Here is a 21,457-nt window from a genome sequence, read left to right on the forward strand (position 1 = left end):
GGTTTTCGACTTGTACAACAGCAGTACATAGCGACAAGAAAATGCTGTTTGTTAGTTCTTCATCCCGGTCATTACAATTCCTTCGATGAAGTAGCGCTGGCCTACCAGATAGAAGAGAATGCCCGGCACGAATGACATGCAAGTGGCACTCATAATCATCGACCAGTCTGTCCCAAGGCTCCCCTTGAATTGGGAGAGTCCCAGGGCAATGGTGAACTTGGGCAGGCTGTTGATGTAGATGATCTGTTGCAAGAGGTCGTTCCAAAGCATGATGAACAAGAGCAGGGCCACCACAATCATCGCCGACCGTATGGCAGGTACGAGAATGGAAGCCAAAATTCTCAGCGGCCCGGCCCCGTCGATGGTTGCAGCCTCATCAAGTTCACGGGGAATGGACTTGATAAACTGCCGGATCAAAAAAATATTGAAGGCTCCTCCACCGCAGAAGTGGGGAAGAACCAAGGGCAGGTATGAGTCATAGACACCCAACAGGCGGGTCCACATGATGTACAGGGGAAGCAGGGTAACCATGGTGGGAAGCAACATGGAACCTACGCACAAGAGAAACAACACATTCTTTCCTTTGAACCGCAGCCTTGCAAACGCATATCCACCCATGGTTGCCGTCAGCGTTCCGCCCAGCACCGATGGTACAATGATCATCATCGTGTTGCGCAGGTACTTGAAAAACGGAAAGAACTGCAAGGTCGCCGAGTAATTGGAAAAGAGCCACTTGCTTGGGAAAAATGCAGGTGGGAATGCATAGAGTTCGGCGTTGGTCATCAGGCTGGAGCGAACCATCCACCAGATGGGCAGCAGCACCAAGAAGCCAAGTACAAACAACGTTCCAAATGTCAGGATATCAAAGATGCGTTTCAATCTCCGTTTGCTTTGCATCGTATTCATGCCCGCTCCCCCTCATAAAAAATCCAGCCTTTGCTTGTAGAGAACAAGAGAGCGGTAACGAGTGCAATGATGACGAAAAATATGAATGAGATTGCACCGGCATAGCCAAGCTGGTTGCTTACAAAAGCATACCGATACATCAAATAGGTCATAAATGTCGACGCGTTTCCCGGACCTCCGCCGGTCAGGGCGAGCGCCGGGGTTACAATCTGCATATTGGTGATCAAGGCCATGAGCAGGTTGTAGAAAATGATCGGGGTCATGCAAGGAACGGTGATGTGTATGAAGCGTTGGAAACTGTTCGCCCCGTCGATCTCTGCCGCATCATGATAGACCTTGGGAACGTTCTGCAACCCGGCAAGGAAAATGACGATGAGATTGCCCGAGAGCCAGACGGCAATGATGGAAAGTGAGGGAACGACCAAGGACGAATCGGCAAGGAATTTCACCTTGGAAAAGCCCAAGAGGGAGAGGATGTAGTTGAACAAGCCGAAATTCGACTCGTACAACCAGGACCAGCCGATATAGACCGCCATGGCAGGAAGTACATAGGGAAGATAATACACTGCCCTGAAGAACAATCTCCCGCGAATTCTTCGGTTGAGCAGCATCGCAATGAAGAGTGAATAGACCATGCTCATCACAACCGAAAGCAGACTGAAATGCAAGGTTACTTGCAAGGAATCGTGGAAATAGGGGTCTCTGGTGAAGAGTCGGATGTAGTTGTCAAGCCCGACGAAAACCGGGTCGGGAGCCCCCTTTCCCCACTTGAAAAAACCCAAGACACAAACACTGAGCAGGGGAAGGTAGGTAAGAAAGACCAAACCGATGACCGAAGGAAAGAGGCAGATATAGGCCGCCAGACTTTCACTCTTTTGCTGCGCGTTCAATCTCTTCATGCTTCTCCCCCTACCCTTGCCTTGTTACAACTCGCCCTTGAAAGCTGAAACCAGTTGCGTATAATTTTGGTCGATTGCATCCTTCGCCGTCTTCTTTCCCGTCCACACGTCACCAAGAATTGAGCCTAAAAGTGTATTAAAGTCATTGGTGTTGTTCACGTAGTACCAGGAAGTCGAACGAGAGTACTCCCTTGCGTAATCAACGACCGCCTTCTTGTATTCATCATACGGCGGGAAATTTGGATTTTCCACCCATTTACGGGTAAGCGCCTCGTCGGTGTACCACTTCTCAAGAATCGGCATCCAGATACCGGTCTCAATCAAGCTCCAGCTGTTTTCTTCCTGCATGTACCACTTCACCCACTCCATTGCTTCCTCCGGATGCTTTGTCTGGCTGAATACAACGTTCGGGCCGCCGGTACAAATGGTCACCTTCTCTTTCATATAGGGAAGGACTGCAACGCCGTAATTCAGGCCTTCAGCCCGTGCCGAGGCAAGACTGGTTCCTACATTCCATGCGCCGTTCGTTGTCATGGCGCAGGTGCCGGCGATCAGGGAACGCTGCACACCATCATCGGTAAGACCGGAGGAAAGTGGTGCAACATGGTGAACCAAATGCAGGTCGGCAATCTTCTGCAACGCTTCTGTTGCAGCTGCTTCATTGATGATGACCTTGCTTCCATCCTCTGCATAGAACCCGCTGCCGTTGCTCAGGCACCAGACTTCCAACTGCCAGGTCAGGTTCTCCACCATAGCCCCGTACTGGACGATGGCGTTGGGATTGAAGGCGCTGCTGGTTGCATCGTTCCCGTTCGAATCCAGAGTCAACCGCTTTGCAACCTGAACAAACTCATCCCAGGTCCAAGCATTCGCTGCATCGGTCGGGGGATAAGGTACGCCGGCCTTGTCAAACATGGTCTTGTTGTAGAAAAGAAGCAGGATCTCATTGGCAGCCGAATAGGCAACCGGCTTTCCTTGGTAGCGGAAGGCCAGGGAATCCAAAGGCTTGGAGTCACCAGCTCCATACATGGTGGAAATATCATACAGCAAGCCGTTTTCTGCAAACTGCAGGACCCCGGCCTCACTCATGATGCCGCAGTCGGGCAGGTTCTTTGCCGTCGCGAGCGTATTGAGCTTGGTCACATAGGTGTCATGCGGAATTGCCATGATCTCCACCGTAATTCGTTGTTGCGAAGCATTGAAGCGATCTGCAACCTTCTGTACGGTAGCTCCCTCATCGGGAGTACCCCAGAATGAATAGGTGATGTTCACCCTTTTGCCCTGATCACCTGCCTCCTTCGAGCCTGCTGCAGGCAATGCCATTGCGATAAGGATGCACAGCAGTACAGTCAAGAAATCTCTCTTTTTCATGTTCTACCTTCCTTTGTTTTCAGACCAGCTCCGCTGGTTTGGATTTTCACACAGTTTTCAAATATTGAAAGACCAACATCTCCCCTTTTTCACGATTTCCCCACAAACAATAGGGGACCGCACGCACATGCATAGGCTTTTGCTTCATCGAAGCAGGTCGATAGAGAGGACATCCCTCGTTTCCCTCAATCCTCCAAGCGTCGTACCCTAGGATTGGTAAACCACCTGGAAGATCATCCAATGTACCGATAACGGATGGTTGTTTCCGTTTATCTATGGAAATAGCATGTAAATTTGGTGCATTATCCGTCTCTTCCAGGCAATACACAAATGGACCATACTGCAAGGCAACCCGATGGATATCGGCTCTCACCAGAGGATTGGCTTCCATCCAGCAAGGCTCGACATGTAAATCCAAGTTCACCGCTTTTCCTGCATGCAGGTACAGCTGCACATAACCGTGTACGATAATCACCTCCCTTGGAGCTCCATCCTCCGTGCATACTGGACGGTCGGCGTACCAGGGAAGGCGCAGCTGGACGAACAGGTCCTTGTCGCATTTCACGGTGATGCTGCTTCTGCTTGAATCGGAAACCAAAACTTGCAGCGTTTTCATCCCATCTTTGTCCTCAATTGCGACCGAGGAGGAGATGAGTTGATTGATCAACACTGAATTGTCCCTGCTTTCATAGATGTAACTGCCCAGGTTCGCCAGCGTCCTTGCGATATTTGTAGGACAACACGCCACATCGAACCATTTCATCCTGACCGGCTTCACATGAGCCAAGCTGGTGTGCGGCATGCAAGCCTCCGGCCAGACTTCCAGTGGGTTGACATAGAAGTAATGCAGGCCATCGGCACTGATGCCACAAAGCACCGTGTTGAAGAGTGCCCGTTCGACCGTATCATGATAACGGGCCATACCGGTAAGGGTTGTCATGCGGCGGCCGAGCATCATCAAGGCTACCGATGCACAACTTTCACTGTAGTTCCTGTCATTAGGCAAATCATAATCGGTGGTGAAACGTTCCAAGAAACCCGATGACCCAACAGAACCGGTGATGTACATCCGCTTCTGTTCGATGCTCTCCCACAGCGCTTCACATGCCACCCGATACGAGTCATCCGCCGTTTCCAACGCCAAATCGGCCATGGCGCAATACAGGTACACAGCACGGACGGCATGTCCTTCAGCACTTCTCTGGTCGACCGGAACCTGATGGGCCTGGGCATACCGAAGATCGTAATCGGCGAACTCTTTATACAATCCAGGTCCCTTCCGATTTGCAATCTCGGCTGCAAAATAATTCGGTTCGGATCCTCGGACAGCCAAGAAATACTGTGCGCAAGCAAGGTATCGCTTCTGCTTCGTATAACGGTAGAGCCTGATGAGAGCCAACTCGATTTCCTCATGCCCTGGATATCCGTGAAGTTGGTTCTCCTCGGGACCGAAGGTAGCACATATCAGGTCTGCAAACTTGAGGGCGACTTGCAGCAACCTATCCTTTCCAGTAGCTTCATGGTAGGCAATTGCAGCCTCGATCAGGTATCCTGCGCAGTAGAGCTCATGAGCCTCCACCAAATTGGTCCACCGGTTTTCAAGTCCGTTGATTATGTAGTAGGTGTGCAGGTATCCATCGCTTTGCTGGGCGCTCTCGATCAGGGCGATGACTTCGTCGGCGATGGGGATGAAGGACAACGCTTTTCCCCGAAGCAGGCAGTACGAAAGCGCCTCCAGCCACTTGTAGACATCACTATCCTGAAACACTTGGCCGTAAAAGGTTCCCCGGCACTGCTTGCTTGCAATCCTGAAATTCTGAAGGCAATGAGATCGGGATGCACCTTCAACCCTGTCGTTGAGAATTTCCCACTGGTAGGGAATGACTACATCGCCGATCATGGAGACATAGTGGGAAAAGAGTGGGTCGGTGATCTCTACGGTGTGATAGTCCACTCTGCATTGGCTTGCTTGCATGGTTTTCCTCAATAGTAAACGTTTATCCTTATACTTCAATTATACTCATGATAACGAGGTATATCTTACTTTTAAGTAAACGTTTAACTTTTCTATATACAGAATAACCCCTGTTTTTGTCTTTGTAAAGTGCTTATTTGCTATAAATAAGCAATTTGTTTCATTTACATAAAAATTTTAATCCGACTTAAATAGTAAACGATTTTTATAATTCGTATCCCTTTTCATGCATAATAGACCAGCAAGACAGTGGAATCCCACGCTGGATATAAACGTTTTTTATGCTATACTCATTACCATGGCAACCATAAGAGAACTCGCACAGTATGTCGGAGTATCCATAGCAACTGTTTCCAAGGTGCTGAACAATCAGAACGGAGTCAGCAAGGAGACTGAGGCCCTGGTCCTTCAGGCGGCAAAAAAGCTCAACTATCGTCCCAATCTCAATGCAAGGCACCTGAAAACAGGAACAAGCAAGACACTTGGCATCATAGCCGAGGACCTTACGGTCTTCAACACTCCCGATATCATCGATGGCATCGGTGTTTGCTGCGAGTCCCGTTCATTCCACTACATTCTCGGAAATCTTCGTTTCGACAAGCGTTTCGGCCATGAGACCGGCAATGCAGAGCAGAAAAACCGCTTGGTCTTGGATATGATGGACCAGATGCTGAGCAAGCAAGTCGATGGCATCATCTATATCGGCTGCCACAGCCACGCACTAGCCATGCTTTCACGCAGTGAGGATACTCGTTTTGTTTGCGCATATTGCTACAGCGAAGATCCCTCGATTCCTGCAGTGATTTATGATGACCGACAAGCCGCCAGAAGGGTCACCGACCTGCTGCTTTCCAAAGGCCATGCAAAGATTGGAATCGTAGCCGGCACCAAAGACTCCTTTCATACAAACAATCGCCTGTTAGGCATCCAGGAATCCTTGTATGAGCACTCGGTTCCTTATAACCCCCACTTCATCTGCCATGGAGACTGGACACGGGACCTAGGATACCGGTGCGCTCCGGTTTTGCTTGAACGAGGGGTGACCGCTATTTTCGCCATGAATGACTTGATGGCGATGGGAGTGTTGGACTACTGCAACCACAATCATATCGAGGTGGGCAGGGATCTCGCGCTCATAGGATTTGACAACCGGGAGATTTCCTCGGTTTCCCGCCCTGCTCTCTCAACCGTAGCCCTGCCTCTTTTTGAGATCGGACATACAGCTGCTTCCATCATGCTCGATATGATAGAGAAGGAAGGGGTGGCACAACCCAGTCGCATCCTGCTCGATTGTGCCATCATCGAACGGGAATCGACAGGGTTTCCCTCTGCAAACTAAAAAAAGCAGGAAGACCGATACAGCCTTCCTGCCTTGCAATCTTAGTCAGTGATTACTGGTTCTTTTTCCAGGTCTCCCAAGCTTTCTGGACTTCGGATGCTACCTGCTTCGGCGCTTTCGAGCCGAGACCGATTTCCTGCAACCCTACGTTGATCACGTTGTACACATCACTGTGCAGAACACCATCGATAACCGGGGTGATCGGGGTGTAGGCGGCATAGTATGCAGCTCTCTTTGCGATGAACGGCTCAAGATTCCGCTCTTTTACAACTTTTTCCACATCCACATTGAGATTGGAGGGGAAGGAAGCACCGGTGGTGAGGCGGTAGGTCTGGACATACTCACCCTGCAGGTACTTGATCAATCTCCAAGCTGCAGCTTCCTTGGCCGAGCCGGCAGGAATGTTGGCACTCATGCCCCAACCGGTTCCGACTACACCACTGTTTGAATTGTGGATGACTTCGCCGGGAAGATTGGGAATGACCATCAACTCGAAATCACTCTGCTGCAATGCAGGACTGATCAAAGCCTTGCCGGTGGTGATGTCGGTCTGGAAGGCTCCGGTCGACCAGTCACCATCGATGTAGAATGCTGCCTTTCCGGCGGCGAATCTGCCACGGGATGAACCGTAGGGGCTGGTCAGGCTGTTGCGGTTGATCATACCGGACTTGTACATGTCATCGATCAGGTCCAAGGATTTGACGAACCACTCATCGGTGAAGGAAATCTGGCCGGCAGCAAGCCTCTCATACCAATCAACTCCGCCGTAGCGGCCGGCAACCATGGAGAACAAGCAGCTCTGCATCACCCATGCGTCCATGTTGTCCATGGCGATGAGATCGATGCCTTTTGCCTTGAGGGGAGCAACCATGGCCTTCATATCAGCATAGCTCTTTGGCATGGAAAGACCATTGTCTCGAAGGACTTTGGTGTTGACATAGAGCATATGGGTGGTGGTTACACCATTGGGCAGCATGGCCAGATACCCGGCAAACTGCGGAGCTACCGTAGCAGGGTTGTACTGGTCCAACAAGCCGTCCTTCTCAAGGAACGGTTTGAGGTCCTTCACACTCTTGGTGGTGTGAAGACTGGTCGAACGACCGCTGGGCCACATATACAGAACATCGGGCACCTGACCGCTGGCGACGTAGGCTTCCGTCTTCTGGTGGAACGGTTCATTGAACAGGTCCTCACGGACGATCTTGATATCGGGGTTCTCTGCCTCGAATTTGTCCCAAACCATCGTAATATCATTTGCGCTGTTTGGTTCAGACATGTCGATGTAGTTCAGCACAGTCAGCTCAATCTGCTTTCCAGCTGCTGCATCCTCCTTTGCTCCCTGTGCAAATACCGATGTCACGACCATCAGCACTGCAAGAGCCAATACGGAAATTCTCTTGAATCCAGTCATTTCTACCTCCTGATGACTTGCATACACTGCGCTTGGAAGAATCCTCGCGCTCTCTCTATGTTCCACCCCATACGGGGTGAAGTACCTGATTTCTTTAGTTCATACTTTGTACAAACTAATGTTACCATGCCCTATGCAGGCTGTCAAATAAAAAACATTTGTCAGCCCTTCACCGCACCTGCGGCAACTCCTTTGGTAATCTCCTTGCGAAATGACAGATAGAAAACAAGCATGGGAACTAGGCCGATGACCAAGGCTGCAAACTGTTTTCCAAAGTCACTGGAAAGTGCACCTGCAAACTTTTGCACTCCCACAGGCAGGCTCTTCAACGCATCACTGCTGGTCAGGATATTGATCAGCATGAACTCATTCCAGGTCCCGGTTACCGTCATGATGGCCACCGTAACAGCCACCGGGGCTGCCATAGGAACAATGATCGAGATGAATATCTTCAAATAGGTCGCCCCATCGATGCGGGCCGACTCCACCAGGGCATCGGGAATGGATTTGATGAACTCCGTCCCGAGATAAATGCCCATGGGCATGGCTATGCCGATATAGGGAATGAGGACTCCCAGGAACGTGTTGTACAATCCCACCCAGTTGATGATGAGAAAGAGCGGAACCATGATCGATTGCAGCGTCAACAGCAATCCGATGACAAACGATCCATGCAGGTACTTGGTTGCCCGGTTAGGAATCTTTGCAAAGGCAAACCCGGCCATAAACGAGAAAACCAAGGTGACGACCGTTGTAACACCGGTATAGATGAAACTGTTGAGGATCAAGCGGGGGAACTTGCCGCGCACCCAGGCATCCTTGTAGTTGACCAGCACCCACTCTTTGGGGAATCCCAGCTTGTTCATCTGAAACTCGGTGGTTGTCTTGAAAGAGTTCATGACCAGCCACAAGAGAGGATAGATAGCCATCACCGTGAAGAAAATCATGACCGCATACGTGAGCACCGTATTGATTCTCGCTCCAACCGATTTCGTATCCTTGATGTCATTCATCGCCTATTCCCTCCCGCCGAACTTGTGTTCAACCCACTTGGTAAGACCGATGAGGGAGAAGCTGATGATTACCATGACCGTGCTGATTGCGTTGGCCAACGGATAGTTGGGAGCACCCTTGAATGCTTTGTCGAACATATAGATGGACAGGACGGTGGTCCGGTTCGCCGGGCCTCCGCCGGTCATCACATAAATCAGGTCGAAGCTTTTCAACGACCCGCTGATCGCCAGTATCGCCGAGACGACCAGTACCCCCGTGAGGGCTGGAAGAATGATATACCGCAGCGTCTGGCCTTCGGAAGCCCCATCGATGCGGGCTGCCTCGATGACCGAACCGTCGATCTTTTGGAGGTTGGCGATGAATATGATCATATACATGCCGGTATACATCCAGAGAATGACAAAGAGGACGGGAAGGAGCGGATTGCTGCTGATCCCATACTCATAGGAAGGGATGAACAGGCGCATCAACTCCGGGAAGGCTCCATACGGGGCAAAGAATGACTTCCACAAGATACCGATGACGACCGTGGAGATTACCGTGGGAAGATAGATCATCGTCTGGAAAAAATCACCGTTTCTTACCAATCCCCTGTGCAGCACATAGGCAAGGAAAAAGCCCAAAGGAATTTGGCCGAACAACGAGACCAGGACTATCCACAGGTTGTTCTTTAGTGCAAGGTAGAAATACTCATCCACAAACAACCGGCCGTACCACTTGAATCCCACAAATGAGACGGGCTTGCCACCAAAGAGCCTGCCGCCGTTGTAGTCGGTCAAGCTGAGAATCACGGAAAAAACCGTAGGGAAAGCCATAACCGAGATATAGACCAAAAAACCGGGAAGGACCAGGGTCCAGTAGGCTCTCCTCTGCTCTCTTTTCGCATCGGCAAGCGTATGCACTTTAGACATGTGTAACCTCCAAATGGGGCTTCCTGTACGACTTTTTCATCGGATAGGCTTGGGCGATCACATCCTCCCAGTCAAAATGGGTACGGCATTCGATTTCAGACAGCTCGGGGACTGCAAAGAGTTTTTGCAGGAACATCATGGCAGCACCTTTTGCAACCACGGACTCGTCCTGGGTGTCGAAAATCAACTTGCAATTGACCTTTTTCAAGACATCCAAAAACTGCGGGCAGGCATCACCGAGCAAGTCCCTGATCTTCTGTTCGTCCGAAAACGGCTTGCCATGAATGAAGAAGACCCTGGGATCGAAGACGGAAACAACCGGAACAAGGGAGCTGAAGAGATCTATCATCCATGTCCTCCAAGCCTCTTCGTCATGCACGGACCGGATCAGCAAGTCCTCGGGCAATCCAGTCTGGCCGATATTGTGCCCCCGCCAACTCAAGGTGCAAATTTCACCGCTGCTGTGGTGGGACCCATGATACACCTTGCCGCCAATTGAGAGACCGATGCCCACACCGATACCGGCCCGGTCTCCGAATTGATAGCTTCCTTCATGATAATCGGCGATCATGCACATGAAATCACCCAGATTCACATTGCGGTTGATGGTCATCTCCAGCCATGCAGTGCAGTTGGCATCATTTTCAACAAAAACCAATACATCGTAATTCTTTGTAAAGAAGGAGTAGAAATCATAGTTTCTCAGATCAAACGGCTCTGCATAGATGATCACCCCGTTCTCTGCGTCCACGATGCCGGGAATGCCCGCCACCACCGCCAACAGGGCGATGCCCAGCTTGTCGACCTGCTTCAGGATGATATCCATCAAAAAGTTGATGATACCGTCAAAATCCACTTCAGGCAGTTTTCCCTTGTCCTGAAAAAGAAGGCTTCCGGTGATATCGAGAATGACGGCACGATAGTGGGACGGCTGGATATCGAAGCCAGCCACACACCCGAACTTATCGTTGAGCCTGAGGATGATCGGCTTCCGGCCTCCCCGGCTCATACCGCTTCCTTCCTCCCCTTCATAGACAACTTCATCGTCTATGAGGGCGGAAATGATATTGGTTACCGTCGAACGGTAGAGATTGAGCTCCCGTGCGATGTCAACCCTGCTGATCCCCGGACTCTTCCAGATAAGCTGGGCAACCAGCGAGGTATTGGCATTCTTCTGGAAATTGTTGTTGTTGATTCTCATAAGCCTCGGTATACTTGGTCTAGGACCTCGGTCATGGTGTGAAAAGCTCTTCCATTGGTTTGTTCGCTCTCTGTACAAACAAAGCCTACCATCCACCGTGCCACCTGTCAAGCATATTTTACCAAGCAGTTTGTACAACGTTTGAACTTGACTTGCAGGCAAAGCCGTGCTACCAAGAATCCATGCATACACATCATAGCCGCAAAGCAAGCGACCTTATCGTCCCGATTCCCAAAAGCATAGAAGATTGGGAGGGCACCTTCCGCCTTCATCCGCGCATCGCCATCGCAGCTGAAAAAGGCTTCGAAGCAGTACACCAGCTGGCACTTGAGCTATTCGGCTGCAAGGCAGGCGGGGAGGACATACTCTTCAAATATCAGGCGGGCATGGAGCAGGAAGCCTACATCCTGACCATCAGCAAGGTTCAGATTGTCATCAAGGCCGGTACCGACGAAGGGGCTTTCAGAGGCTTGAGCACCATCCGCAAACTTGCCCTGCTTACGGACAACCAGCTGCCCTGCTGCAAGGTGGAGGACAGCCCGACATTTGCATGGCGCGGATACATGGTCGACTGCAGCAGGCACCAGTTTTCCATCGCCTTTTTGAAAAAACTCATCGATGTTGCATCCTTGTTTCACCTCAACCGCTTTCATTGGCATCTCACCGATGACCAGGGGTGGCGCATTCCGCTTGACGGATGGCCGAAGCTTGAAAGCATCGCCAGCAGACGCACGGAATTGCAATACACCGACGGAAGAACCTACGGCCGACTGTACAGCAAGGAGGAAATCCTCGACCTTCAAGCATATGCCCATGCAAGGCATGTGCTGGTGGTCCCCGAAATCGAGACACCCGGTCATGCCTCTGCCCTGCTTGCTGCCTATCCTGAGTTTGGATGCACCGGCGGTCCGTATGAGACCCAAGACCGTTGGGGTATTTTCGAGGAGGTCATGTGTGCAGGAAGCGATGAGCTTATCGGCTTTCTCGGCGATGCCATCACCCAAATTGCCGAGCTTTTCAGCTCCCCTTACATCCATATCGGAGGCGATGAATGTCCCCATGCAGCCTGGCAGCAGTGCCCCCGCTGCCAAGAGCGCATGAGACAGTTGGGCTTGACCGATGCTCGCTACTTGCAGAGCTGGATGACGAGCAAGGTGTGTGAAATGGTGCACAATGCAGGAAAACAGCCGATAGGCTGGGACGAGGTCTTGGAGGGAACCGAACAGCTCGGCCTGCCCAAGGATTTGATCGTCATGTCATGGAGAGGCGTACAGGGCGGCCTGGAGGCGACCAGAAGAGGCCACCAGGTGATCATGTGCCCCAACACAGCTGGTTGTTACTTTGACTACAAGCACTTGGACAGTGAGGAGGAAATGGGAACACTGGGCGTCAGCACGCTCAATCAGGTGGCTCATTTCTCATGCGTCCCCGATTCTCTACAAGCGCAGGCAAAAGCCCATGTACTGGGCTCACAGGGAAATCTGTGGACCGAGAAGGTAACGACCTCCCGCCAAGCCGAGTATCTGTTGTTTCCCCGGCTCATGATGCTGGCACAACAACTGTGGAAACCGGAGGATGCAGAGAAAGTCCTGCAAAGCAAGAGCACACTGACACAGCTGTGCGATGCACTCGACCTTGCTTGTTATCGCGGAGAATAACGAACATATATTGTGAGAATCCAACGAGTGTGCTATGAATTGAGTACACCCTCTGGTGGATTTTCTCTCTGCAGGCCCTGCCTCCGTTGGACGGCGGGCCTGCGTTGCATCAAGCAAAGAAAAGCACCAGAGCTTCCACCCTGATGCCTCATGTTGTTGCAAAGCCTTCCCTACTCGCCTTTTTTCAGCAAATCCTTGGGAATATGAATCAAATGGTCCTCACTCTCACGATACAAGGTGGCAATGAAACCTATGATGCCGACCAGTTCACTTCCGGTCTTCACCGCCAGCTCCTCTGCAAGGGGACGAATCTCATCCTTGAAGGCTTGAAACTTTACTTTGACCAACTCATGACTGCCCAAGGCATCGTCCATGGCTGCTATCACCCGCTCTTCCAACCCATTCTTGCCGACCATGACGATTGGTTTGAGAGAGTGTGCCTGAGCCTTCAGAAAACTTCGCACGCTGCTGTTCATAGGTGGTACTATACTCAGTCCTTGTACTTTTGAGCAACTACGAAGCGCTTTACTTTTTTGGTACTCGTCATTTCAAGCGGCTCATCGACGACGGTCACACGGGTGATTTTCTTGTAGGACTGCAACTCCTTGTTCACCTCGCCGATGATCTGGTTGATGCGCTCCTCAATCTTCTGCTTTGCCTTATCGCCGTACTGCTTGGCCATCTCGTCGGCCCACTTCTGATCAGGATAGACCAAGGCTCGAATGCCTTCGCTCTTTGTCTTCTTGTCAGTCAAATACCCGAGTACACAGATGGTATCGATTTCATTATACAGCTGGAAGTGGTCCTCGATCTCCTCGGGGAACACATTCTTGCCGCCTTCGGTAACAATGATGTTCTTGGCACGACCGGTCAGATACAGGTAGCCCCGGGCATCCTGATGCCCGACATCACCGGTATTGAGCCATCCATCCTCGAGCACCTCCGCAGTTGCCTCTGGATTGTTGTAGTAGCCCTGCATGACCATGGGTCCCTTGATATAGATAATACCGTTCCCATCACTATCGGGATTCACAATCTTGACCTCGACCTGCGGGATTTTCTTGCCGACCGATGTCTCGATGTACGCCTCCACCGGATTGAGGTGGGTGATGGGGCTGGTCTCGGTCAGGCCGTAGCCCTGCACGAAGTCGATTCCCAGCTGATTGAACATCTTGAACGTGCTTGCCGGCAGCGGACCGCCGCCGCTGATGCAGATGCGGTTCTTGTCCAGCGAAAGTTTCTTAAGCAGGAAGCCGAACATCTTCTTTCCCACGTTGACTTTGAATACCTTCTTCAGCAGACCGGAAACACTCATCAAAAACCGGATGAGGCCATACAGGACAATACCTTTCTCCCGCACCCCGTTCATCAGGGCCGCAATCATCTTGTTGAAAAGCATGGGAACGGCGAGGAACATCGTGACCTCTCCTTCCTTCAGCTCCTTGAGAATCTGGCTGATGATCAATTTCTTGCCGAAGACGATGGAAGCTCCCACGCTGATTGCCTCAAAGAAAACCGCCATCATGGTATAGGAATGATGAATGGGAAGAATGGCATAGAATACATCGTTGGGAGACAAGCTCATATTGCCCTGGGCCAGATAACAGTCGCTGACCATGTTGCGGTGGCTGAGCATGACACCCTTGGGCGTGCCGGTTGTTCCACTGGTAAATAAAATAGCCGCGGTATCTTCACTCTGCGCCTTGTGCCGCTTCACTTCCTTGCCGTCCAGGTCCATAACAAACGGATACCCTTTTGCAGGCTCCAGACTGATCCTATCAGTCAACCCAAGCTTGTTTTCGGTGTCGAAATTCTCAAGTCTCTCAGGATCGGCGAACAGGATTTTCGCCCCGGCAAAATCCATCAGCTTGACCATGTCCTTATTGCTCAAGGTATTGTCGAGCGGGACCACGATGGCTCCGCTAAAAAGAATCCCCAGATATGCAATCGCCCACTCAGGACTGTTCTTGCCGGAAACGGCAACCTTGGTGCCCTTGCCGACTTTTTTTGATGCGAGGTAGTTTGCCACCTTCAGCACCTGCTGATGCACCTCGGTATAGGTGAAGGTCACCTTTTTGGGAACAAAGGCGGTGAAGCACTTATTATCCGGATAGCGACGTACCGATATCTCAAACATCTCTACGATAGTAGGCCATTCGCCCTGGAAAGCCGTACCGCGATATTCATCCAGAAAATCCCACGGTTTGGGTGCATGTTTTTGCTGTGCCATATTCCATCTCCTCGCTATTACAATCCAGCTTATTCCACTATAAGCAGAAGAATCAGAGAAATCAAGATTATCATGACAAAAAGTCACTATGCGTCATTGTGTAATGCTCAACTCGCCTGCAAATTGCATCTGTATATCCTTCCAAAAGAAACGCATCCATCCCACATTGAGTAATCTTTCGCACATACCCATGCTGCAAATAGTATACCGCACAAGCGCATCGCTGACGGCGATATCGGCAGGATGCTGGAGAGCATGCAAATCGAGCAAGTGTTGCGTTGACCAAAACAGGCGTTGCGTCTACAGTTTACGACGAGGTATCTACTACATGGTAATTTCGTGCTTTGACGATGTAGTCCGCTTCATGGAGAGTTTCACCAATCTTGAGAAGCAGACAACACATTATACAACCAGAACGTACCGCTTGGACCGGATGAAGGCGTTGCTTGCCTATCTGGGCAATCCCGAGCTGTCATTCAGGAAAATTCATCTGGCCGGCTCAAAGGGAAAGGGTTCTACCGCCAGTTATATAGCCAGTGCACTCACCGCCCTGGGGTATAAGACCGGCCTCTATCTCTCCCCCCATCTGATCGACTACCGCGAACGTTTCAGCCTCAGCGGAACATTCTTCAGCGATGAGTTGCTGGTCCAGACCGGAAAACAACTCCAGACCCAATTGGAAGGTTTCCACTTCAGCGACCAGTGGGGCGAAACAGATCCAACGACCTTCGAGTTGTATACAGCCTATGCCTACCTGCTCTTCAAGAACAGCGGCTGTGAATGGGCGGTCATCGAAACCGGTCTGGGTGGACGACTGGACGCAACCAACACCATTATCCCCGAGGCGTGCGTGCTCTGCCCCATCGAACTTGAGCATACGAAAATTCTTGGCGATACCATTGAAAAAATCGCTACAGAAAAAAGCAAGATCATAAAGATGGGAGTCCCCACCTTCATCGGCTTCGAAGAGAAGGAAGCCCTGTCGGTATTCCTGGCCGAGGCGCAAGCGCAAAAGAGTGCAACCTATCTGCTCGAGGATGCTATCGCTTCACTTACCAGCAGAACCACCACAGAGGGTGAGCTTGTCCGGTATCGATGGAAAAATGGGAACGAAGAACAGTTGCTGCTTGCGATGCGCGGCAGTGTACAAGCCCAGAACAGCGCCCTCGCCCTGCTCGTTCTGAGAAGTCTGGGGCTCTATAATGAGAACGTTCTTCCAGCAATCGAAAAGAACCAGATCCCCGGGCGGTTCCAGCAGCTGTCCACCAATCCCTGCCTCTATGTCGATGGAGCCCACACCACCCACTCATTGCAAGCTCTGCTTCAGAGTTTCACATTGTTGCACGGTTCTTCCAGGAAGAACACCATCATCTATGGAGCACTGGAGGACAAGGACCACCAGCATATGGCCAATCTCGTGCTCGACCATTTCCAGCAGATCATCATCAGCCGGCCGGGCACCTATAAAAAGAGTGATATCTCGAGCCTTTTTGCGTTGTTCAATGCCCTTGCCCGGGAACGGACGCAACCCTATCGGATTCTTTTGATTGAAGACAACAGGGAAGCTCTCAAGACTGCATACAGCATGACAGCTGATTCCGATGCCGTTCTTGTGTGCGGATCATTCTATCTCGCCGGCGGGGTGAAAGCTGCCTTTGAGCAGATACGGAGTGCCTATGAGTCTCAACTGGCGTGAAATAGCACTCATCCTTGAGGAACTTCCCTTGGTCGGAAGTTCCTTGCAGCAAACCGTCCAGCATGATTTTCACTCGATGAGCTGGAACTTCTACCATCCTCAAGCCGGACGCTGGACGCTGTATACAGAACTTGGAACCCCTTTCTCCCGTCTTCATCTGGCAAGCGGAGCCCTGAGTGTCGTCCAACAAGGGAAAACAGCAAAGCTGCAGCGCTTCATCCAATTTCTCAGGGCCAATGTAGAAGGATCCAAAGTACTGGAGGCCTCCCAGATAAGCCATGACCGCTTGGTTCGACTCAAGCTGGACAATCATGGCACGACTTTTTATGTGTACCTGCGTTTCTACAGCGGCCCTGGTGCCAACATCATCATCACCGATGAACAGAACATCATCCTTGAACTGCTGTACCGCCGACCCGGCAGAGGGGAACAAAGCGGCCTGCCCCTCATCCTGCCCCAGCCGAAGGCTGAAGAGGACGATCGGTTTGTCATTCGAAGCCGCACCGACAGCTCCTTCAACCGCCAGATAGAACAGGAGTACGGCAACCAAAGCAATGAGCTTACCTTCCAAGAGCTTCAGCGCAAGGTCGAATCCAAGCGGGATCGTGAGCTGAAAACGCTGAGAACAACCCTGGCAAGCCAAACGCATACACTGAAAGCCACCGAAGGGTATGAGCGGTACAAACTGACCGCAGATCTGCTCAGTGCCTACCAACACTTGTTGGAGGACAACCAGAGCAGCATCGTTCTGGAGGATTGGGAGTCAGGGAGCAAGCGGGTCATCGAGCTCGAACCCAAGCTCAAGGGAAGGGAGAACATCCTTCTCTACTACGATAAGTATCAGAAAGCGAAAGGGTCCTATGAGAATGCACTGGCCGAGGTTGAGAAGGTAACAGCACAGCTCCAAGCGTGCGAGGCGCACTACAACCGATTGCTGGATCCTTTGATTGACCAGCAAACCGCCATACGGGCGATGAAACGCGAGCTTGCCGGCTCTTCAGCCAAGCAGCAGGAAAAGCTCCAGACTCCGGGCCTGACAATCCAGAGCGGGCAGTTCACCCTGTTGGTCGGACGCAATGCGAAGGAAAACGATGAGCTGCTTCGCCGCTATGTCAGGGGCAATGATTACTGGATGCACACCCGCGATGTTCCCGGCGGGTATGTCTTCATCAAGTTCATCAAGAACAAGACCATCCCCCTTGACGTCCTCTTGGATGCCGCAAACTTGGCCATCGTGTTCAGCAAGGCAAAGAAAGAGGGCAAGGCAGACCTCTACTACACCCAGGTCAAGCATTTAAGAAGGGCTAAGGGAGGAAAAACCGGTTTGGTTCTCCCCACCCAGGAAAAAAACTTGCGTGTAGCACTGGACGAGACAAGGCTTGCACGGTTACTTTTAGAAGATGACAATGCTTGAATCCCAACACCATTTGATTTTCTATCCAGAAGATAGGACAAAACTAGACGAGTGTACAAGAAGAAGGCCTGCCACAGGAGAACCCTGTTCGCTGCCCACCGCCATTGTAGTCCCTCATGCTTCCTACGACATGGTTTGTGAGGCTCTGCACCGGTCATTCGAGCACGTGGCGATGCAAAAGCCCTCGAAGGTGGTCTTCCTCGGCCCCTTGCATCAGGAGGTGCTTGGCGAGCATGAACCGGCTTTCCTGTTCACACCCCAAGCCGAGGGCATCAGGGTGGCCGAAAATGAGCATGTATTCGATACGGCACTGGCCATCGAGCTTTGCACCCGATTCAAGGCCCATGTGATGCGCGAGGACAGCTATTTCATCGAGGAGCCGGCTTTGGAGCTGACCCTCCCGTTCATCCAAAGCTATTTTCCCGGGACAGTGGTGCTTCCCCTGCTTTGCAAAAGCTGCGACAAGTCACAGCTTGCCATCTACACCCAGGTGATCAAGCATATCACCGATATCGATGACAAGGTGCTGTTCATCATCTCAGCCAATGCAAACGCACTGCTTCCCGCTTTCGAGGCTGCGAAGCATGCAACCGCTTTTGCAGATGCATTATCCCAAGGAACCAGTCTGAGCGAAGGCCTTCGCATGCATACCATCAGCAGCTGCAACACGGCCGCTTTGGAGGCGGTCGGCAGACAGCAATGGGGAGCAGGGAGATGGAATATCGTTGGAATGTATCTAGCCGGCATACAGCGGCAGGACATCCATGCAGAATCGGATGAGAATGAAAAACGCGTCTGGCACATCAGTGCCGTCTTAGGAGATGCCTATGCGAACCAATGAAACCTTTGAGCACATCATCGATGGAAAACCCATGCGCCTGATTGTCATCGGCCCACAGAGCGTGGAACTGCCCACCTATCTATTGCAGGGTGAAAAGGCACAAGGCTATCTGTACAAGGACGGCACTCTGGAAAGCTGGTTTTGGAAGGGTTTGACTGTCGTCGATGGAAAGCGCTGCCTCTATTTCGATCCGTTGGACATCTTCGCCTTCGAGCAGATTGCCAGCACCAAACGCGATCAGGCACTGCATCTGGTGCGGAGTCTGGCAAAAGCCCTGATGCTTTTGCCCTCCTCTTTCCTGGATTTGAGCAACGGCATCCTTCCGCTGTGGAGAATCTGGGGTGTCGAGGATGGAAGCATCCTCATCCTCCCCCAGGATGTTGCAGACCTTCTGGCATCCTGTGCAGACGAGCAGACACGGTTTTATCACCTGGGGGCATGGGTTCATCACGGCATTCACGCACCGTTCTCCCTGATCGACCAACTGGCATCCTTCCTCTATTTTGCCGCAGCGGGATTCCCTCCCTTTGCCGACAAGAACACCCGGGAAGATGCTTTCAAGGCAGTTCCCCTCAGCCTCTGTGCTGTCAATCTGGATAAGGCGACCACTACATTCATCGACAAGACCTTGAGCTTGAGCCTGACCAAAATGCGGGATATCAGCGGGAACAAGGAGAGCCAAAAAGCCCTTTCCTACTTCCTGGAGCAAACCGAGGGCCTTGTGTGGAACCTGAGCGCACTTGAACAGCCCCTGAAGAGGGAGTCCCTCTATGAGATGAGCGAATGCGCCTCATTTTTATACGCACAAGAAAAACGGGCTAAAAGGAAGATTTTCTGGAGAAAGAAGGGATGGATCGTCATCACCGTCACGGTGAGCGTCTTCATTCTGGCCTACTTCACCACCAGCCGCATCCGCACAGCCCTCGCTCCCCCGTATACAGCAGGAATGCCGCCGATCACCATAATCGAGGAGTTCTATGCCGGCCAGAATGCCTTGGACCTGCAGAAAATGGAAGCCTCACTTGCCAAGAAAACAAAAAATCCGGCAAGCATGGAGGTTACCAACCTCTTTGTCACCCGGCAGACCAGACAGGCGTATGAGGGAATAAACACCCAAATCGATCCGAATCAATGGATTGAAGACGGCAGGCCTGCAATACCTGAGGGCACCTTCCTCTATGGGGTCACCGACCTTGTTGTCAAACCGCTGGGGGGGGATACCTATCTTGCATCAGGGGTACTGTATACCCCGTACTCCTATGAACAAGAGAGTGAGACTGCCGAGCAGCCGGCAACGGGAGTACCGATTTACACCTACCGGCTGGAACAGCAATTTACCGTTGAGATGGGCGAGCGCGGTTGGTATGAGATCACCGATATCAGCTCGGTCGGGGTTCAGCTGCTGGAGAAAATTGTGGTTCCTACCTATCCGAGGCCTTCAGGTATTCCTCTATCTCGTTGAGAATGGAAGCTTTGTCTTCGGGATCAAACCACTTGGCATCAGCAAAACTCTTGAAAAACGTCATCTGCCGCTTCGCATAGAAGCGGCTGTTTCGTTCAATCTGGTTGGCTATGATGGAATGCGACCACTCACCGTGTTCCATGGCCTGGAAAAACTCACGGTACCCTATGCCCTGCAGACCCGGCCACCAGGACTGGGCTCCCATCCTGAGAAGGCTTCGGATCTCATCCACCAGCCCCGCTTCAAACATTGCCTGCACCCGGGTTGCCAGCCTGCGCCTCAACATCTCACTTTGGCGCTGCAGTCCTATGACCAAGGGATGCATGCCGTTTCTCGGCTCGGATGGAAGTGAAAAGCTGCTCAAGGGCTTGTTGCAGGTCTCCCAGACCTCCAGGGCCCGGCTGACGCGGTACATGTCGCTGGGGTGGATGCGTCCGGCGCTCACCGAATCGACTCGTTGCAAATATTGGAAGGCCCACTGCCTGCCTTCGGTTTCAATACGCCGGGCAATTGACTCACGGATGGCTTCGTCGCTGGGAGGGGCTTCGCTGAGCCCATAGAGAAAATGCTTGAAATAATAAGCCGTCCCCCCGCTGATCACTGGAATTTTTCCTTGTTCGTGAATCAAGAGACAGGCTTTGTCGGCTTCCTCGATGAAATTGCCCACCGAAAACTGTTCCCATGGATCGCGGATGTCGATCAGATGGTGCTCAATTGCCAAGCGAACCGCCGCTGAAGGCTTTGCAGAACCTACATCGAGGTAGCGATAGACTTGAATCGAGTCGGCGTTGATAACAGAAAACCTCTGCGGATCAAGATCCAGCAGAAGTTCTGTCTTTCCGACCCCGGTAGGGCCGAAGATGAAAATACTGTGTTCGAATGCGTTACTCTTCGTCGGGTGTTTCGAAATGGATTTCACCTTTCAGAGCTCTCGTGAGGACTTCACTGACAATCTTGCCATTGTTCTCCTCGATTTCTTTTCCGCCGCATCCGGGATTGCTCAGGATATTCGCCTCTTTGATCGCCACGCAAGTAATCTGGTAGATATTGCCCTCATAATCAATAAGGCTGTTCAATGGAATGCTCACCGTTCAACTCCTTGTCCCTAAAAGACGGTAATGATACAACT

General features: G+C 51.6%; 18 protein-coding genes. 6 read left to right on the top strand and 12 right to left on the bottom strand.

Features of this window, described 5'->3' with window-relative positions; genetic code table 11:
• Positions 1-51 precede the first annotated feature (51 nt).
• Genes B3K89_RS05500 through B3K89_RS05515 form a run of 4 tightly spaced genes read right to left on the bottom strand, consistent with a single transcriptional unit; the run spans position 52 to position 5,151 of the window.
• The gene (locus B3K89_RS05500; RefSeq protein WP_293894170.1) at positions 52-906 is read right to left on the bottom strand and encodes a carbohydrate ABC transporter permease; all 855 of its coding nucleotides are present in this window, start codon (positions 904-906) and stop codon (positions 52-54) included.
• On the bottom strand, positions 903-1,805 hold the full coding sequence (locus B3K89_RS05505; RefSeq protein WP_293894167.1) for a carbohydrate ABC transporter permease: 903 nt from the start codon (positions 1,803-1,805) through the stop codon (positions 903-905). The genes B3K89_RS05500 and B3K89_RS05505 overlap by 4 nt, the downstream gene beginning before the upstream one ends.
• A gap of 24 nt (positions 1,806-1,829) precedes the next feature.
• A complete protein-coding gene (locus B3K89_RS05510) occupies positions 1,830-3,176 on the bottom strand; it encodes an ABC transporter substrate-binding protein (protein WP_293894164.1) in 1,347 nt (448 codons plus the stop codon).
• Between the two features lie 46 nt (positions 3,177-3,222).
• On the bottom strand, positions 3,223-5,151 hold the full coding sequence (locus B3K89_RS05515) for a glycoside hydrolase family 127 protein (protein WP_293894161.1): 1,929 nt from the start codon (positions 5,149-5,151) through the stop codon (positions 3,223-3,225).
• A 298-nt stretch (positions 5,152-5,449) separates the two neighbouring features.
• Between B3K89_RS05515 and B3K89_RS05520 the strand changes: the two genes are divergently transcribed.
• Complete coding sequence (locus tag B3K89_RS05520; RefSeq protein WP_345907167.1) at positions 5,450-6,490, top strand: LacI family DNA-binding transcriptional regulator; 1,041 nt, start codon at positions 5,450-5,452, stop codon at positions 6,488-6,490.
• A 52-nt stretch (positions 6,491-6,542) separates the two neighbouring features.
• On the opposite strand, the gene B3K89_RS05525 is transcribed toward B3K89_RS05520, so the two are convergent.
• The 4 genes from B3K89_RS05525 to B3K89_RS05540 form a co-directional block, all read right to left on the bottom strand.
• The gene (locus B3K89_RS05525; RefSeq protein WP_293890567.1) at positions 6,543-7,901 is read right to left on the bottom strand and encodes an ABC transporter substrate-binding protein; all 1,359 of its coding nucleotides are present in this window, start codon (positions 7,899-7,901) and stop codon (positions 6,543-6,545) included.
• A 161-nt stretch (positions 7,902-8,062) separates the two neighbouring features.
• Positions 8,063-8,914, bottom strand: a complete 852-nt coding sequence (locus B3K89_RS05530) for a carbohydrate ABC transporter permease (RefSeq protein ID WP_293890569.1) — start codon at positions 8,912-8,914, stop codon at positions 8,063-8,065.
• A 3-nt stretch (positions 8,915-8,917) separates the two neighbouring features.
• On the bottom strand, positions 8,918-9,826 hold the full coding sequence (locus B3K89_RS05535) for a carbohydrate ABC transporter permease (protein ID WP_293890571.1): 909 nt from the start codon (positions 9,824-9,826) through the stop codon (positions 8,918-8,920).
• Entirely contained in the window at positions 9,819-11,027 is a 1,209-nt protein-coding gene (locus tag B3K89_RS05540) for an ROK family transcriptional regulator (RefSeq protein WP_293890573.1), read from the bottom strand. Before B3K89_RS05540 ends, B3K89_RS05535 begins: the two co-directional genes overlap by 8 nt.
• 182 nt (positions 11,028-11,209) lie before the next feature.
• Here B3K89_RS05540 and B3K89_RS05545 point away from each other — a divergent pair, with 182 nt between their 5' ends.
• On the top strand, positions 11,210-12,685 hold the full coding sequence (locus B3K89_RS05545) for a beta-N-acetylhexosaminidase (protein ID WP_293890575.1): 1,476 nt from the start codon (positions 11,210-11,212) through the stop codon (positions 12,683-12,685).
• A 170-nt stretch (positions 12,686-12,855) separates the two neighbouring features.
• On the opposite strand, the gene B3K89_RS05550 is transcribed toward B3K89_RS05545, so the two are convergent.
• Both B3K89_RS05550 and B3K89_RS05555 read right to left on the bottom strand, forming a co-directional pair.
• Complete coding sequence (locus B3K89_RS05550; RefSeq protein WP_293890577.1) at positions 12,856-13,161, bottom strand: YhbY family RNA-binding protein; 306 nt, start codon at positions 13,159-13,161, stop codon at positions 12,856-12,858.
• A gap of 14 nt (positions 13,162-13,175) precedes the next feature.
• Positions 13,176-14,915: an AMP-dependent synthetase/ligase gene (locus B3K89_RS05555; protein WP_293890579.1), complete on the bottom strand. Its 1,740-nt coding sequence runs from the start codon at positions 14,913-14,915 to the stop codon at positions 13,176-13,178.
• Between the two features lie 328 nt (positions 14,916-15,243).
• Between B3K89_RS05555 and B3K89_RS05560 the strand changes: the two genes are divergently transcribed.
• Genes B3K89_RS05560 through B3K89_RS05575 form a run of 4 tightly spaced genes read left to right on the top strand, consistent with a single transcriptional unit; the run spans position 15,244 to position 20,328 of the window.
• Complete coding sequence (locus tag B3K89_RS05560) at positions 15,244-16,611, top strand: bifunctional folylpolyglutamate synthase/dihydrofolate synthase (protein ID WP_293890581.1); 1,368 nt, start codon at positions 15,244-15,246, stop codon at positions 16,609-16,611.
• Entirely contained in the window at positions 16,592-18,025 is a 1,434-nt protein-coding gene (locus B3K89_RS05565; protein ID WP_293890584.1) for an NFACT family protein, read from the top strand. The genes B3K89_RS05560 and B3K89_RS05565 overlap by 20 nt, the downstream gene beginning before the upstream one ends.
• Positions 18,012-18,866: an AmmeMemoRadiSam system protein B gene (gene amrB, locus B3K89_RS05570; protein ID WP_345907168.1), complete on the top strand. Its 855-nt coding sequence runs from the start codon at positions 18,012-18,014 to the stop codon at positions 18,864-18,866. Before B3K89_RS05565 ends, amrB begins: the two co-directional genes overlap by 14 nt.
• Positions 18,853-20,328, top strand: a complete 1,476-nt coding sequence (locus B3K89_RS05575; protein ID WP_293890591.1) for a hypothetical protein — start codon at positions 18,853-18,855, stop codon at positions 20,326-20,328. The genes amrB and B3K89_RS05575 overlap by 14 nt, the downstream gene beginning before the upstream one ends.
• On the opposite strand, the gene miaA is transcribed toward B3K89_RS05575, so the two are convergent.
• Together miaA and B3K89_RS05585 are read right to left on the bottom strand one after the other, a co-directional pair.
• On the bottom strand, positions 20,288-21,247 hold the full coding sequence (gene miaA, locus B3K89_RS05580; RefSeq protein WP_293890594.1) for a tRNA (adenosine(37)-N6)-dimethylallyltransferase MiaA: 960 nt from the start codon (positions 21,245-21,247) through the stop codon (positions 20,288-20,290). The two genes, B3K89_RS05575 and miaA, sit on opposite strands and share 41 nt — an antisense overlap.
• Complete coding sequence (locus B3K89_RS05585) at positions 21,213-21,416, bottom strand: hypothetical protein (RefSeq protein ID WP_244771257.1); 204 nt, start codon at positions 21,414-21,416, stop codon at positions 21,213-21,215. Before B3K89_RS05585 ends, miaA begins: the two co-directional genes overlap by 35 nt.
• Between the last annotated feature and the right edge of the window lie 41 nt (positions 21,417-21,457).

It is taken from the genome of Sphaerochaeta sp. UBA5849, assembly GCA_002432715.1.
Classification (GTDB): Bacteria; Spirochaetota; Spirochaetia; order Sphaerochaetales; family Sphaerochaetaceae; genus Sphaerochaeta.

Bases quoted from the DNA above. Each gene is read 5' to 3' on its own strand.
- B3K89_RS05505 (WP_293894167.1), bottom strand. From the start codon at position 1,805: ATGAAGAGATTGAACGCGCAGCAAAAGAGTGAAAGTCTGGCGGCCTAT.
- B3K89_RS05550 (WP_293890577.1), bottom strand. From the start codon at position 13,161: ATGAACAGCAGCGTGCGAAGTTTTCTGAAGGCTCAGGCACACTCTCTC.
- B3K89_RS05540 (WP_293890573.1), bottom strand. From the start codon at position 11,027: ATGAGAATCAACAACAACAATTTCCAGAAGAATGCCAATACCTCGCTG.
- B3K89_RS05555 (WP_293890579.1), bottom strand. From the start codon at position 14,915: ATGGCACAGCAAAAACATGCACCCAAACCGTGGGATTTTCTGGATGAA.
- B3K89_RS05545 (WP_293890575.1), top strand. From the start codon at position 11,210: ATGCATACACATCATAGCCGCAAAGCAAGCGACCTTATCGTCCCGATT.
- B3K89_RS05520 (WP_345907167.1), top strand. From the start codon at position 5,450: ATGGCAACCATAAGAGAACTCGCACAGTATGTCGGAGTATCCATAGCA.
- B3K89_RS05515 (WP_293894161.1), bottom strand. From the start codon at position 5,151: ATGCAAGCAAGCCAATGCAGAGTGGACTATCACACCGTAGAGATCACC.
- B3K89_RS05500 (WP_293894170.1), bottom strand. From the start codon at position 906: ATGAATACGATGCAAAGCAAACGGAGATTGAAACGCATCTTTGATATC.
- B3K89_RS05535 (WP_293890571.1), bottom strand. From the start codon at position 9,826: ATGTCTAAAGTGCATACGCTTGCCGATGCGAAAAGAGAGCAGAGGAGA.
- B3K89_RS05530 (WP_293890569.1), bottom strand. From the start codon at position 8,914: ATGAATGACATCAAGGATACGAAATCGGTTGGAGCGAGAATCAATACG.
- B3K89_RS05565 (WP_293890584.1), top strand. From the start codon at position 16,592: ATGAGTCTCAACTGGCGTGAAATAGCACTCATCCTTGAGGAACTTCCC.
- amrB (WP_345907168.1), top strand. From the start codon at position 18,012: ATGACAATGCTTGAATCCCAACACCATTTGATTTTCTATCCAGAAGAT.
- B3K89_RS05510 (WP_293894164.1), bottom strand. From the start codon at position 3,176: ATGAAAAAGAGAGATTTCTTGACTGTACTGCTGTGCATCCTTATCGCA.
- B3K89_RS05525 (WP_293890567.1), bottom strand. From the start codon at position 7,901: ATGACTGGATTCAAGAGAATTTCCGTATTGGCTCTTGCAGTGCTGATG.
- B3K89_RS05560 (WP_293890581.1), top strand. From the start codon at position 15,244: ATGGTAATTTCGTGCTTTGACGATGTAGTCCGCTTCATGGAGAGTTTC.
- B3K89_RS05575 (WP_293890591.1), top strand. From the start codon at position 18,853: ATGCGAACCAATGAAACCTTTGAGCACATCATCGATGGAAAACCCATG.